The organism is Paraburkholderia sp. 35.1, from assembly GCF_050436525.1.
GTDB classification, from domain to species: domain Bacteria; phylum Pseudomonadota; class Gammaproteobacteria; order Burkholderiales; family Burkholderiaceae; genus Paraburkholderia; species Paraburkholderia tuberum.
The window spans coordinates 2,531,505-2,544,987 of the sequence record NZ_JBNDMJ010000003.1; the positions used below are offsets into that span (position 1 = coordinate 2,531,505).

At 63.3% G+C, this 13,483-nt stretch carries 10 protein-coding genes; 9 read left to right on the forward strand and 1 reads right to left on the reverse strand.

Going from position 1 to position 13,483, the window contains the following annotated elements; all coding sequences use genetic code 11:
- Window positions 1-287: 287 nt before the first annotated feature.
- The 4 genes from OKW27_RS31825 to OKW27_RS31840 all read left to right on the forward strand — a co-directional run bounded on the left by OKW27_RS31825 (window position 288) and on the right by OKW27_RS31840 (window position 4,849).
- Entirely contained in the window at window positions 288-1,277 is a 990-nt protein-coding gene (locus OKW27_RS31825; RefSeq protein ID WP_090803209.1) for a carboxylate--amine ligase, read from the forward strand.
- 35 nt (window positions 1,278-1,312) lie between these two features.
- A complete protein-coding gene (locus OKW27_RS31830; protein WP_429335806.1) occupies window positions 1,313-2,566 on the forward strand; it encodes an NAD(P)-binding domain-containing protein in 1,254 nt (417 codons plus the stop codon).
- Between the two features lie 61 nt (window positions 2,567-2,627).
- The gene (locus tag OKW27_RS31835; protein ID WP_429336611.1) at window positions 2,628-3,512 is read left to right on the forward strand and encodes a polysaccharide deacetylase family protein; all 885 of its coding nucleotides are present in this window, start codon (window positions 2,628-2,630) and stop codon (window positions 3,510-3,512) included.
- A 92-nt stretch (window positions 3,513-3,604) separates the two neighbouring features.
- Window positions 3,605-4,849, forward strand: coding sequence for a glycosyltransferase (locus OKW27_RS31840; protein WP_429335807.1), 1,245 nt, complete (start codon window positions 3,605-3,607; stop codon window positions 4,847-4,849).
- A 463-nt stretch (window positions 4,850-5,312) separates the two neighbouring features.
- Here OKW27_RS31840 and OKW27_RS31845 read toward each other — a convergent pair whose 3' ends face one another.
- Complete coding sequence (locus OKW27_RS31845; protein WP_429335808.1) at window positions 5,313-5,696, reverse strand: hypothetical protein; 384 nt, start codon at window positions 5,694-5,696, stop codon at window positions 5,313-5,315.
- Window positions 5,697-5,916: 220 nt separating this feature from the next.
- Between OKW27_RS31845 and OKW27_RS31850 the strand changes: the two genes are divergently transcribed.
- The 5 genes from OKW27_RS31850 to OKW27_RS31870 all read left to right on the forward strand — a co-directional run bounded on the left by OKW27_RS31850 (window position 5,917) and on the right by OKW27_RS31870 (window position 13,456).
- Complete coding sequence (locus tag OKW27_RS31850) at window positions 5,917-8,136, forward strand: GNVR domain-containing protein (protein ID WP_090803215.1); 2,220 nt, start codon at window positions 5,917-5,919, stop codon at window positions 8,134-8,136.
- Between the two features lie 142 nt (window positions 8,137-8,278).
- Complete coding sequence (locus OKW27_RS31855; RefSeq protein WP_429335809.1) at window positions 8,279-9,379, forward strand: glycosyltransferase; 1,101 nt, start codon at window positions 8,279-8,281, stop codon at window positions 9,377-9,379.
- A 4-nt stretch (window positions 9,380-9,383) separates the two neighbouring features.
- Window positions 9,384-10,589, forward strand: a complete 1,206-nt coding sequence (locus OKW27_RS31860) for a hypothetical protein (RefSeq protein WP_090803218.1) — start codon at window positions 9,384-9,386, stop codon at window positions 10,587-10,589.
- Between the two features lie 157 nt (window positions 10,590-10,746).
- Window positions 10,747-11,661, forward strand: a complete 915-nt coding sequence (locus OKW27_RS31865) for a glycosyltransferase family 2 protein (RefSeq protein WP_090803220.1) — start codon at window positions 10,747-10,749, stop codon at window positions 11,659-11,661.
- A 58-nt stretch (window positions 11,662-11,719) separates the two neighbouring features.
- Window positions 11,720-13,456: a hypothetical protein gene (locus OKW27_RS31870; RefSeq protein ID WP_429335810.1), complete on the forward strand. Its 1,737-nt coding sequence runs from the start codon at window positions 11,720-11,722 to the stop codon at window positions 13,454-13,456.
- Window positions 13,457-13,483: the final 27 nt, after the last annotated feature.

The window sequence follows — 13,483 nt, forward strand, 5'->3', positions numbered from 1 at the left end:
CTATCCGATTCGATAATTCGATCGCGTGGAGTCTCGAAGACTGTCTTCGAGGGTCCACGCACGTACGAAGCAAGGATATCGACACTATGGCGAGCGCATACGACTCAGGTCAATCGGCAGGGGTTATCGTTGGAGCAGAGTTGAACGGACTGGGGGTGGCGCGGTCGCTCGCGCAGGCCCGCGTTCCGGTTGTCGCAGTCGATACGAGGACCCGCGCGGCGACGTGGTGCCGACACGTTCATGCGCATCAGGTAAAGAGTTTTGTCGGGAAAATATTCGTTGATGAAATGATCGAACTCGGCAAGCGGTTCGATCGTCTGCCAGTTCTGATTCTGACCGACGAAGACGCGGTGCATGCGGTGTCGGAAAATCGGGCGGCTTTGTCGCACTGGTATCGGTTCCGCTTGCCGGCCGACGACACCGTCAAGATGTTGTCGAGCAAGGCGCGCTTTCACGAATTCGCGCAGCGGCATGGCTTTCCGGTGCCGCGCTCGGTCGTGCTCGACAAGCTTGCCGACATCGAACGGCTGGCCGAATTGCGCTACCCGTGCGTGCTGAAACCGGACGACAAGCGCAACGTGCTGCGCGGCGAGAAAGAACGCGCGGTGCGCGTCGACATGCTGCAGCATGCACGCGATCGCGCTATCGCGATGCTCGCGACGCCGGGCGGCATCATCGCGCAGGAGTGGATCGAGGGGCCTGACAGCAACATCCACTTCACGCTGTTCTATCGCGGCGCCGACGGCAACATGGTCAGCATGTTCACCGGCCGCAAGGTGTTGAGCTCGCCGCCGGGCGTCGGCAATACCGCGATCTGCGTGGCCGCGCCCGAAGCGCGCGGGACGCTCGAACCGCTGACGCGGCGCTTCGCCGAGCTGGCCGGTTTCGACGGCATGGGCAGCATCGAGTACAAGTGGGACGACAACTACAACGAGTTCGTGATGGTCGAGCCCACGGTCGGCCGCACGGACTGGCAGGAGGAGATCGCGACGCTGTGCGGCGTCAACATTCCGCTTGCCGCGTACCGCCATGAACTCGGCCTGCCATTGCCCGTCGAGCGCCTGAGCCGGCAACCGGTCGCGTGGCGCGCGACGTTTTCCGACCGGCCGCCGCCCGAATTGCTGAGCGAGCGCACGAAAATTTTCGATGGCTATTTTCGCTGGAACGATCCGCTCCCAGCGTTGCAGCACTATGTCGTGATGAATCCGCTGCGACGCATGAAGCGCAGCTGGAAAAAAGCGATCAGGGCGCCCGAGTCGCGTCAGGCCAAAGCCTGACGCTGGCAACGAAAGCCGTTCCCCTGGAGACCAGCATGTCTTTGACCGATACCATCATCATTGGCGCGGGGCCCTACGGGTCATCTCTTGCCGCGCATCTGAAGGCCGCCGGCGTGGATCACCAGATCCTCGGGGAACCGATGGGAGCGTGGCGCAACTACATGCCGCCCGGCATGCTGCTGCGCTCCGAGGCTTTCGCGTCGAGCCTGCACGCGCCGCGCAGCGGCTTTACCGTCGAAGACTACTGCCGCCTGACAGGGCTGCCTTACCAACCGCTCGGCATGGCGCTGCCGCTCGAAACCTTCGTCGAGTACGGGCTGTGGTTCCAGTCGAATCTGGTCGGCGAAATCCAGCCGGTCGACGTGCTCGCATTGCGCCGCGTCGGCGATCAGTTCCAGCTGTCGCTCAGCGACGGCCGCTCGCTCGCCGCGCGCAGAGTCGTGATCGCGCTCGGCCTGAAGGGCTTCGCGCAAACCCCGCCGGCGCTGCGGGACTTGCCGGCGCAATATGCGTCGCATTCGGAGCTGTATGGAAACCTCGAGTGGGCGCGCGGCAAGGACATTGCGATCGTCGGCGGCGGGCAGTCGGCGCTCGGGCTGTCCGCGCTGCTCAACGAACTCGGCGCGCGCGCGCACGTGCTGATGCGCGAGAGCGGCGTGGTGTGGCATGAGCGGCCGCAGGGCGGTCGCAACATCCTGTCGCGCATCAAGGGGCCCGACGCGGGACTGGGGCGCGGCTGGCGCTCGCTGTTCCTGTCCGAGTTTCCGGGCGTGTTCCACATGCTCGACCCACGACGCCGCAAGCAGATCATGGAGCACACGTACGGCGCGTCCGGCGCGTGGTGGCTGCACGATCGCGTGGTCGGCAAGGTGCAGATCTCGCATCGCACCGTGGTGCGCTCCGCTGCGGTCGAAAACGACCGCGTCGTACTGAACGTGCTGAGCGATGGCAAGCAAGCGCGGGTGAGCGCCGATCACGTGATCGCCGCGACCGGTTTCAAAACCGACATGCGGCAGCACGCGTTCCTGTCCAAAGATCTGGCCGACGCGATTTCGAATCAGGGCGGCATGCCCGATCTGACGTCGCACTACGAAACGCGCGTGCGCGGCCTCTATGTGATCGGACCCGCGTGCGCGCACAGCTTCGGGCCCGTGATGCGCTTCGTCTATGGAACCAAGCACGCGTCGCCGACCGTGGCGCGGCACATTATCGGTTCGTTGAAAGCGGGTGCGCGGCAACGCACGTGGCCCGTCGCCGATGCACCCATGCCGGAGCGCTCAGGTGAATAAAACCCAAGCAACGGGCGCGTCTGCGCGCTCGCACCTGTCCGACAGCTACCGCGGGCGCCGCATGAAGCGCTACAAGATGCTCGTGAAGGAGATGCTCGCGGGCTTCGTCCTGATTTCGGGTCTCGCGTGGTTCACGCGCAAGGTGCTGTGGCGCGATCGCGTGGCCGTGCTGCTTTATCACGATCCCGATCCGGACACGCTCGACCGTCACCTGACTTATCTCCGCAAGCTGTGCGAGTTCGTGCCGTTGACCGACGTCAGCGCGCCCGGCCGCGGCCGGCCACGCGTGGCGATCACGCTCGACGACGGCCACGCGGGCAACGCGAAGCTGTTGCCGGTGTTCATCAAGCACAACGTGCGCCCGACGATCTTCCTGTGCAGCCGCATCGTCGGACGGCCGCGCAGTCACTGGTGGCTGCATCCGGGCTCGCTGCGCGTCGGCCATGAACGTCTGAAGCGGATGACGAACGACGAGCGTCTCGCCGCGCTGGCGGCCCAAGGCTACCAGCAGGACGGCGACGACCGGCCGACCGGCCTGTCGATCGAAACGCTGCAGGCGATGCGCGAGCACATCGACTTCCAGGCGCATACGCGCTTCCATCCGATCCTCACGCATTGCAGCGACGCTGAAAGCGAGGCCGAAATCCGCGACAGCCGCCATGAGATCGCGGCGCTGCTGCAACAACCGTGCGAGCACTTCGCGTATCCGAACGGCAATTACGGCGAACGCGAAGTGGAGTTCGTGCGGGCCGCCGGCTTCAAAACCGCGCGCACCTGCGACATCGGCTGGAACGATCAGCACACCGATCCGTACCGGCTGCGCACGATCATCATCGACGATGCGGCATCGACGCTGCGCTTCGCGGCGCAATTGAGCGGCATTGCGCTGTTTCTGCGCTATCTGCGCGAGGGTGGAGGCTGGCGCGGCAAGTTTCCGCAGTTTTGAACAGAGGGAGCGCCTGGACGAAGCGATTCGTCCGGGCAACGCCGTCCGGGTTTTTCGCGAGACGGCACGAGGGGCATACGACAGGAGGGGACATGCAGCGCTGCAGGGTACTGGTGATCAACGATTACGCGCACATGGGCGGCGCGGAAGTGGTCTATCAACAATCGGCCGAGTTGTTGGGCACGCTGCCCGGCGTCGAGGTCGAGCGTTTCGACGATAGCCAGTTTTCCGCGCGCTCGACGATGCTGTCGCGCTCCTGGAACACGACCGCCGCGCGCGCGCTCGAAAAGGCGCTGCATCGTTTCCGGCCGCATCGGCTGATGGTGCACAACTACCACAACGTGCTGTCGCCTTCGATTCTCAGCGTGATCGCGCGGCACGAGCGTCAGTTCGGTTATCGCGCGTATCACACCTGCCACGACTATCACCTCGTCTACTACAACCCGTCGCTGCAGTACTTCGACAAGGATAAGCGTCCGATCATTCTGCCGCTCGACGTGCTGCGCACACGCGCGGTCTTCACGTTGCGGCCGACGCCGAAGGGCCTCGTGCACGATCTGATGACGAAGGCGTGGTGGCACGCGGTGCGCGCGGCCTATCAACCGGCGCGCGTGTTCGACAGGATCTTGTGCCCGAGCCTGTTCATGCAGCAGGCGCTGCATCGCGTCGGCATCGAGAATACGGTCATCGTGCACAATCCGTCGGCGGTGCCGAGCGCGATGCCAATCGTCACGGTGCGTGACAAGGAGCGCTTCAACCTCGCGTTCGTCGGACGGATCTCGCCGGAGAAAGGCCTGCTGCAATTTCTGACGCTCTGCGAGGCGACGGGCTTCGAGCGCATCAATTGCATCGGCGTGTACGGCGACGGCCCGGACCGCGCGGCGATCGAGCAGCGCTACGCGTCGCTGATCGCACAGCGCAAGCTGATTCTGTTCGGCACGATGCCGCAGCAGCAGTTGTTTCCCGCCATGCGCGAGTTCGCCGATGCGGTGGTCGTGCCGTCGGTGGGCGCGGAGAACGCGCCGCTTGTCGTGATCGAGGCGGCGATGCTCGGTCTGCCGGTGCTGGTTCGCGATGGCGGCAGCATGGCGGTGACCGCGGAATCGGTCGGCAACAAGATCAAGTTCAAGTTCGAACCGGGCAGCCTGAAACAGGCGCTCGGCGAACTCGCCATTCATCTGGCCGATGAGCACAGAAAGTACGACGTCGAAGAATATCTGCCCGAGCATTACGCGCGGCGTCTGGCTGAAATCATGCACATCGGCGAAAGTTCGACGCACGTCGCGCCGTCGCGCCGTCGCGCGCGCTATGCGGATAATCCGCGTCCGGCGCCCTGAAAATAGTCGGCGCTGATTGTGGCAAACGGCGTGTATATCCGTGCCGTTATCGTCGCTTTAAACACGTGTTTTTTATCGCGTGATTTGTCTGAAGCAATCCTGCAGCAATCGGCTTTTGTGTGCGCTGCCGAACGTTGTAAGGACGGGCTCTCTGAATATTATGATCGCCAAGGAAAGGCATTTTATCGAGCGCTGAAGCGCGTGGCTCGACAGAGTAAACGAGGCCGCGGTGACGGCGCGGAGTTGGCGATGACCGGCTCAATGGGTCGGCGAAAAAGCCAGACTCATCAGAACAAAAGCATGTGCATGTCGTGAGCGTTTGCGTGGAAAAACGGCGGACGAGACGCGGCTAATCGGGGAATCTTCGCGACCGGGCCCGGCAGTCAGTTCAAACCAAACAGGAATGTGGCCGCAAGCGGCCACATCGGCGATACGGGGGGTCCAGACGGTGATGCGCTACAACTCAGCGCACGCTGTACGGATCGGCGGTCTCGGGAGACGCGTAGGTCTGGTCTGAATTCCACAAATCGCTGCCGTAGGGGTCCGCTGAGTTCTTGCCGCGGACAGGCTGTGCAACGCTTGTACGTTTCTGCTTCGGAAGGCTGTTCTTGGTTTGGGTGTACACGTTGGGCGCGACATAGCGGTTCTTTTTAGCGTACGCGAAATCCGACGAGGAGCCGTAGAGCGTGGTGGAACTGGCCGCATGAGGCGTCATCGCGTCGAGTTGCGAGTGTTTGGCGACATAACTCGGCGCATAAGCCGAAGAGGCGGCGGACACGATGCTCTGGGCGTAACCCACCTGGGCGCTCAGGAATACCGGTATTACGGCGGCAAGAAGTTTTTTCATTTCGGGATCCGTAAGAAAGCATGTGGTGCGATGTTAGGGAAAAGAGCCGACCTCGCATAGGCGCTGTTACACACAAAGGTAGCCGATGTGGCGTCAATCAGCTACCCCCGTCCGATCGAGGCGGTCAGCTCGCTGGACACAGGCGTGACTGGATGCGGCGACGTGCCGATCCCGGCGCCGGGAACAAGTGGCAAACCGTCGAGACTTTGGGAGAACTCGCATGAACCAAAGCAGTGCACCATTCGATAGCCGCAACAACAACAGCGAACATGCGCCGGCAGGCTTCGCGAATTATCTGGATGCGCTGTACGACAATCGCAAGCTGATTGCCATCACGACGGCCATCGCGGTCGCGCTCGGCATCGCTTATTCGGTGTTCTCCGAGCCCGTGTATCGCGCGGACATTCTGGTGCAGGTCGAGGAGAACGCGGGTACCTCGTCCAGGAGCGTGATCGGCGACGTGTCCGCGATGTTCGACGTGAAGACCGCGACGTCAGGCGAGGCACAGGTGATCGGCTCGCGCATGGTGGTGGGCCGAGCGGTCGACAAGCTCAATCTCGACATCGAAGCGGCGCCGCGCTACTTCCCGCTGTTCGGCCGCTGGCTCGGCCGTCATTCCGATCATCTGTCGACGCCGGGACCGCACGGCTACGTGTACGGCAACGAGCGCATCACGGTGTCGAAATTCGACGTCCCCGAAGAGCTATTCGACCGTCCGTTCGTGCTGAAGATGGGCGAGGGATCGAGCTACGAGCTGCAATACGGCAAGCTGAAGCTCGAAGGCACGGTCGGCCAACCGCTGAGCGCGACGACCAACTACGGGCCGCTCACGCTCGTCGTCGACCGGATCGAGGCGAATCCCGGCGCGACCTTCGAAGTGCGGCGCCAGTCCGCGCTGACGACGACCGAAAAGCTGCGCAAGGAACTGACGATCTCGGAAAAAGGCAAGGAATCGGACATCCTCGGCGTGTCGCTCGAAGGCAGCGATCCGAAGAAGATCAGCGCGATTCTCGCGACCATCGCTGGCGAATACGTGAGCCAGAACCTGAAGCGCAAATCCGAGGAAGCGGAGCGTTCGATCCGTTTCCTCGAAATACAGCTTCCGGAAATGCGCCAGCAGCTTTCCGCTTCGGAAACGCGCTTCAACGACTTCCGCGCGAAGCATGGCACCGTCGATCTCGGCGAGGAAGCGACCAACCTGCTGCAGCTGTCGGTTCAGGCGCAGACGCGGCTCGCGGAACTTCAACAGAAGCGCAATGAACTGCTGACGCGCTTCACCGAGCAGCATCCGGCCGTGCAGTCGGTCAACGCGCAGTTGCATGCGGCGCAACAGGAAGCGAAAGATCTCGCGAGCCGGACGCAATCGCTGCCGCCGCTCGAACAGAACGTGCTGCGTCTGCAGCGCGACGTGCAGGTCGGCACCGAGCTCGATACGTCGCTGCGCAATACGCTCGAACAGCTGAAGCTGATCAAGGCGGGTAAGTCCGGCAACGTGCGCATCGTCGACGGCGCCGTCGCGCCCGATACGCCGGTGCGGCCCAAGCCGCTGCTGATCATCATCGGCGCGCTGATGCTGGGCGTGTTCGTCGGCTCGGTGATCGCGCTCGTGCGTCAGCGTCTGTTCGACGCGATCGACGATCCGTACGAAGTCGAGCTGCGCACCGGTTTGCCGGTCTACGCGAGCGTGCCGTTCAGCCGTCAGGAAGAGCGGTTCGCGCACAGCCGTCGCCGTCCGGAATCGAAGGCGCTCGTGCTTGCGGGCGAAGCGGTGATCGATCCGGCCATCGAAAGTCTGCGTGGCTTTCGCACCGCGCTCGAATTCACGATGACCAAGGCGCGCAACCATATCGTGCTGATCACGGGCCCGACGCCGGGCATCGGCAAGTCGTTCGTGTCGCTGAATCTCGCCGCGGTAATCGGCGCGACCGGCAAGCGCGTCCTGCTGATCGACGGCGACCTGCGTCGCGGCTTCCTGCATCGGCATCTCGGCGGCGATCGCGGTCCCGGCCTCACCGATCTGATCCAGGGCGCGTACCGTCCCGAGGAGCTGATTCGCGCGACCCGTTTCCAGGGTGTCGACTTCATCGCGAGCGGCCGCCAGGTGGCGAGCCCGAGCGACGTGCTGTCGAACACACGGCTCGAAGCGGTGCTGCGCCAGGTCGCGACCGGCTACGACGTCGTGCTGCTCGACGGACCGCCGGTGCTGCTCGCCGCGGATGCGGTCCGGCTCGCCTGCGTGGCAGGTACGACGTTCTTCGTCGCGCGTCAGGGTGTCACGGGCATCGGCGAGCTGCGTGAGTCGGTCCGCCAGATGCAGAAGGTCGGCCTGCCGGTGCGCGGCGTGATCATGAACGGACTGCGGATGCGGCCGGGACGCTACAGCTACGGTTACGGACGCTATCGCTACGCGGCCTACATCTACAAACCGTACGACAGATAAGCGCGGGCGCCTGGTTCGCGACGCGCCCGCGGTGCGGGGCGTAGCGCCCGACTGGACCGATCAGAACACCAACATGGCAATGCGAAGGGATCTTACGGCCGCGCCTGCCGAGCGCACACCGTACAGGCAAGGGACTACTCGGATGAAACAGCTATTTGTCACGCCGTTTCTGCCTCAGAAAAACGCGCCGCAAGCTGGCCACCGTTTGGCCTACGACTACCTGATCAAACTGAGCGCGGAATCGGAGCTCGACGTGCTGATCGTGTCGCGCGTGCCGGTCGACGAAAAAGCCATCGAGTTCCGCGCGAACGTGCGCAACGTGTACATCCAGTACGTGAGCCGGTTCGACCTGATTCCGTCGTTCCTCGCGAATCCGCTGACTTTTTCACCGCGCCTGTTCTCGCGCTATAAGCCCGCGATCGGCAAGTTCCTCTGCGAGCTCGTCGACAGGAACCGATACGACACCGTGCGGCTCGAGTTCTCGCAATGCTTTGCGTATGCCCAGAATCTGCGCGAGCGTTTCCACGACGGCGTGAAGATCGTGATGTGCGCGCATGACTTGCAGATCCAGGTCATCTTGCGCGTCAAGTCCATCGAAGGATGGCTGTTCACCCGGCAGACCTTCATGCTCGAGCAGCGTCTGCTGAAGCTGGCCGACAAGGTGCTCGTGCTGTCCAGCAAGGACGCGCAGCTGATCAACGGCCTGTACCCCGGGGTCGGCACCTTGCAGGTCGTGCCGATCTCACTGCCGGCGTTTCTGAAGGAAGTGCGGCGCTCGAAAGACACGGTCGAGAAAGGCAACATCCTGTTCTGGGGGGCGATGCAACGCCGTGAAAACGAAGAGGCGCTGCTCAATTTCATCGACACGATTTTTCTGCCGCTGCGCCGGCGCGGCCTGCAACTGAAGCTGTTCGTGGTCGGCTCCGATCCGAGCGACCGCGTAAAGCGCCTGAATGGCGACGATATTTGCGTGACCGGCTTCGTCGAAAATCCGGGCAAGTACTTCGAGTCCGCCGATATCGGCGTGGTGCCGCTGCTGTCGGGCGCCGGCGTCAAGCTCAAGACGCTCGAAATGCTCGCGGCGAAACTGCCGGTCGTCTCGACGCCGCTCGGCGCGGAAGGCGTCGAACACGACGGCAGCTTGCTCAACGTCTGCGAAATCGATGAGTTCCAGGACGTGATCGAGCGCATCTACCGCGGTGATCCGGTCAACGTCAACGCCTCCGTGGCGTATCAGGCCTGACGCCATGATCGCAACCATCGCCTATCTGCTGGCCGTCGTACTGTGTGCCTCGCGCGGCGTGCTCGAGTATCTGATCGGCAAGGACGCCGCCTATCTGATCCAGGTCGGCGGCATCGTCGGGCTGCTCGTGTGGTACATCTCGCCGACGGCGATCGCCGCTTACTTCCGCGACGAAGGACGCCTGTCGTTCGGCTTTCTCGTGGGCATGCTGTTCTCGACCGGGCTGTCGATCGTCGCGACGCTCGCGCTCACCGGTGAGTTCGGGCCGTCCTATCTGTTCGTCTTCATCTTCACGCTGTTCATCTACTTCTACGCGATCTCGAACTATCAGAGGCGCTTCGTGCAGCCGCGGGTCGCCTATGCGGGGCTCGTGCTGATCGCGCTGATCGAGGCGGGTGTCGCGCTCGCGCAGCAGCAGAACGTCTTCCCGATCGATCTGCCCGGCGCGACGTACGGCTTCGACAATCTGCGCGCGCCGTCGCTGACCGGCAGCTATCTGCACTACCCGCTGTTCGTCGCGATTGCCGCGTCGCTGTGCGGCGTCGACTATCTGGTGCGCAGGAACGTGCTGTCGGGCCTCGCGTGCGCGGTGCTCAGCTTCGCGATTTTCTCGGCGCTGTCGCGCAGCGGCATGCTGATCATTCTCGGCACGTTCGGGCTCGCGTTCGTGCAGGCGCCGATCCAGTTCATCACGAGAAACGCGAAACTGATCGTTGCCACCGTGTTCGCGACGATGGCAATCATGATCTTCGGCGTCGCGGTGAGCAGTCAGAACGATAGTGTCGTCAACGTCGGCACGGAACGGATGATGGGCGCGACCGATCTGCAATCGGACGGCAACGACGGCCGCACCGAAGCATGGGAAAAGGCCAAGTCGCTCGTATTGCCGGTCAACGTGATCGCCGGCACGTACTTTGGGCTCGTCACGAACTCGGCACCCGAGCCGGTGAAACAGGAGTTCGGCGTCGTCGAATCGAGCGTGCTGCAGCAGATTCTGAATATCGGCCTGATGGGCGCGATCTTCTATTACGGCGTGCTGATATCGGTGACGAAACTCGCGAGCAGCGCGAGCCGGATTTCGTTGTGCATGTGGGCCGCTTTATTTCAAACGCTCTTCTATCAATCGATCGAAGTGATTCCGTTTGTCTTCATCCTGATGACATTGCCAGTGTTCGATTACGTGGGCGGACCGCGTCCAGACAGCACGTAGCGAACCAGAAGGCAGTGCGCTCCAGATCGTCTGCATCGCGCGGACGAGCAGTGGGTAGTCGGTAGTGCGCGCGAACAGCGCGAAGCAAGGTGCAAGAACCAGAAAGCCGTGTTTGGGGGTAATTCCACGAACACCTGATGTAAAGCAGGAGGTGGGGATGAACCTGAAGGGAATGTTTAGCGTGGTGATCGTCAATTACAACACGCCAAAACTGGTCGGAAATTGCGTGCGCTCCGTGCTAGAACTTTCGATTGCGGATAAGGAGGACATCGTCGTGGTGGACAACGCTTCGCCCGACAATTCGTTTTCCTATCTGAGGGAGACGCTTCCGACGGGAGTGAGGCTCGTCAAAACGTCGATCAATCGCGGCTTCGGAGCCGGCGTCAATTTCGGCATGGTCGGTTGTCTGCGCGAACTCGTGCTCGTGCTGAACCCGGACACCTATTTCGTCGATACATCGCTCGAAAACGCGGTGCAGTTGTTCAGAACGGAGAAGGATGTCGGCCTCGTCGGTCTCGATCTGGTCTATCCGGATGGCGAGCGGCAGTTTTCCGCGCGGCGCTTTTATTCGGTGCTCGACATACTCGGCCGGCGTTCGCCGCTCGGGCGGCTCGGCGCGTTCAAGCGCCGCATCGACAACCACATGATGCGCGAAGCGTGGGCCGCGGGCACGCCGTTCGAGGCCGACTGGGTGCTGGGCACGGGCTTTATCGTGCGGCGCGCGCTATTCGGCGAACTCGGCGGCATGGACGAGCACTTCTTTCTCTATATGGAGGACGTCGATTTTTGCGCGCGCATCTGGCAGGCGGGCTACCGCGTGCTGTGCGTGCCGGGCGCGCGACTCACGCACGAGCATCAGCGTGCGTCGGCAGCGGGCTTCCTGAGCAAGGCGGGGCGCCGGCATATGAACAGCTTGTGGCGTTTCAGCCGCAAGTATCGTGTGCCGCTGTTCAGACCGCCAGGCGTGCAGGGCCTGAGTCGCAGCGCGAAGGCGCGTGCGGTGCCGGTCCCCATGACCGTGAGCGCGCGTCCGGCGGCCGCCGAGCAGGGGCAAAGCATCACGGTGGACTGATGCCTGTCGATGTCTCGACGTGAAAAAAGAACGGAGTAACGCAATGGGGGAAGGCTAGATGAAAACCCGGCGACAGGCGCTCAAGACGTTCCTGCTCGGCGGCCTGGCCGGGGCCAGTGCAAGCACAGCCGATTTGGGCATCGCGCGCGCGACGGGGCACGCGCTGCGCGAGCGCGGCGCGTTCGCGAGTATGGGCAACGGCGCCGGCGACGGCGCCGGCGGCATCCTGCGCGTCGCCGCGTCCGTGCCCGAGCGCGCCGCATCGGAACCGGTTGCGCCGAGCTATCTGAAGACGCTCAGCGATATCGTCGCGGGACTCGAGGTCAGCGTCGCGCGCTTCGTCGATCCGCACCGGCTGGCGGCGATCCAGCGCGGCGCGTCCGGTTACGACTGCGGCGCTGAACTCAGGCAAGCGTTCGCGAGCGGTGCGCGCGGGTTGTATCTACCGCGCGGCATCTGGCGTTACACCGGCGACCTGGCCACCGCGAACGGCTCGAGACTGCGCGGCGACGGCGGCGGCGAATACGTGGTGATCACCGACATCGCGATGGGGGCGACCGTGCTGGAGAGACAGGACTCGGGCGGCCCGAGGTCGGCGGCGCTGACGCTGGGCGACTCGGCGTTCGTCGAGCATGTGCAGGTGCGGCCCGCGCATTACGACAAGGTCATCTACTACCTCGCCAACTATCCGGCGCACACCGGCAACACGGCGATCGGCATCCACTTCGGTACGTCGGCCGGGGCTAGTCATTGCACGGCGATCGGTTTTTCGCGCGCGGGCTACGAACTCGGCGTCACCTCGACGCTCGAGCGCTGCTATGCGTACATGTGCGAGCGCGGCTTCTACGCGACCGAGCACACCGACGGCTCGCTGATCAATTGCATCGGCATGTTCTGCCATACGGCCGGCGCCGATATCGTCGACAACTTCTGGCAGGTGATCGGCGGACGCTGGGAATGGAACGCGCGACACGGCGTGATTCTCGGCGCGGAGTCGCTGATCGTCGGCGCGGTGTTCGATCGCAATGGCTTTGCCGGCGTCTATATGAAGAGCGGCAACTGGGGCAAGGTGGTGAACGGCAATTACTTCTCGCGCAACGGTTGCGGCGGCGACGGCAAGATCGGCCGCTGGAAATTCTCGACGCGCGGCCATCCGTCGTACCTCGATGTGCCGCCCGGTCAGAGTTGCCACATCCAGATCGATTACCAGCAGGCGGCGACGATCGTGGGCAATCGCTACCGCCCCGGCCAGGACGACGAGAACGCCGGCTGCGACGGCCCGCAGTTCGTGTACGGCAGCTCGACCGCGCCGGGCAGCACACCGCTCGACGGCATCACGATTCAGGGCAATTTCGGCGATCGCGCGGGCGACACGATAGTCGGTTACGCCAAGGCGTATCCGGGCGGCGGCGCGATTGCGGGCGGCAAGGACGCGAGCCTCGTGCATGCGCTGAATCTCGGCGTCGGCTACGAACGCGGCGGCGTCGCGGCGGCGCTGCATTGCGGAAACCAGACCGTGTCGCAGGAGACGACGCGCATCGCGATCAACGTGCTGCGCTCGACCTCGGGTCGCGTGGTGTTGCGCGTGGCGACACGCGGCCATGCTCTACTCGCCGAAATCCTGTTCGCAACCGACGCAACCGATGCCAACTACAAGACCGTGGTAAGCAATCTGATCGGCAATGCGGTGAAGAGCGCGGTGTTGAACGCAAATGGCGAAGACGATCGCTACAACAAGATCGATATCGCACTAAGTGAACCTGCTTTCGTGTCGTACTCTGTTTTTTCGACGTGAGTTTTAACCGCCTACTGCAAACAGGAC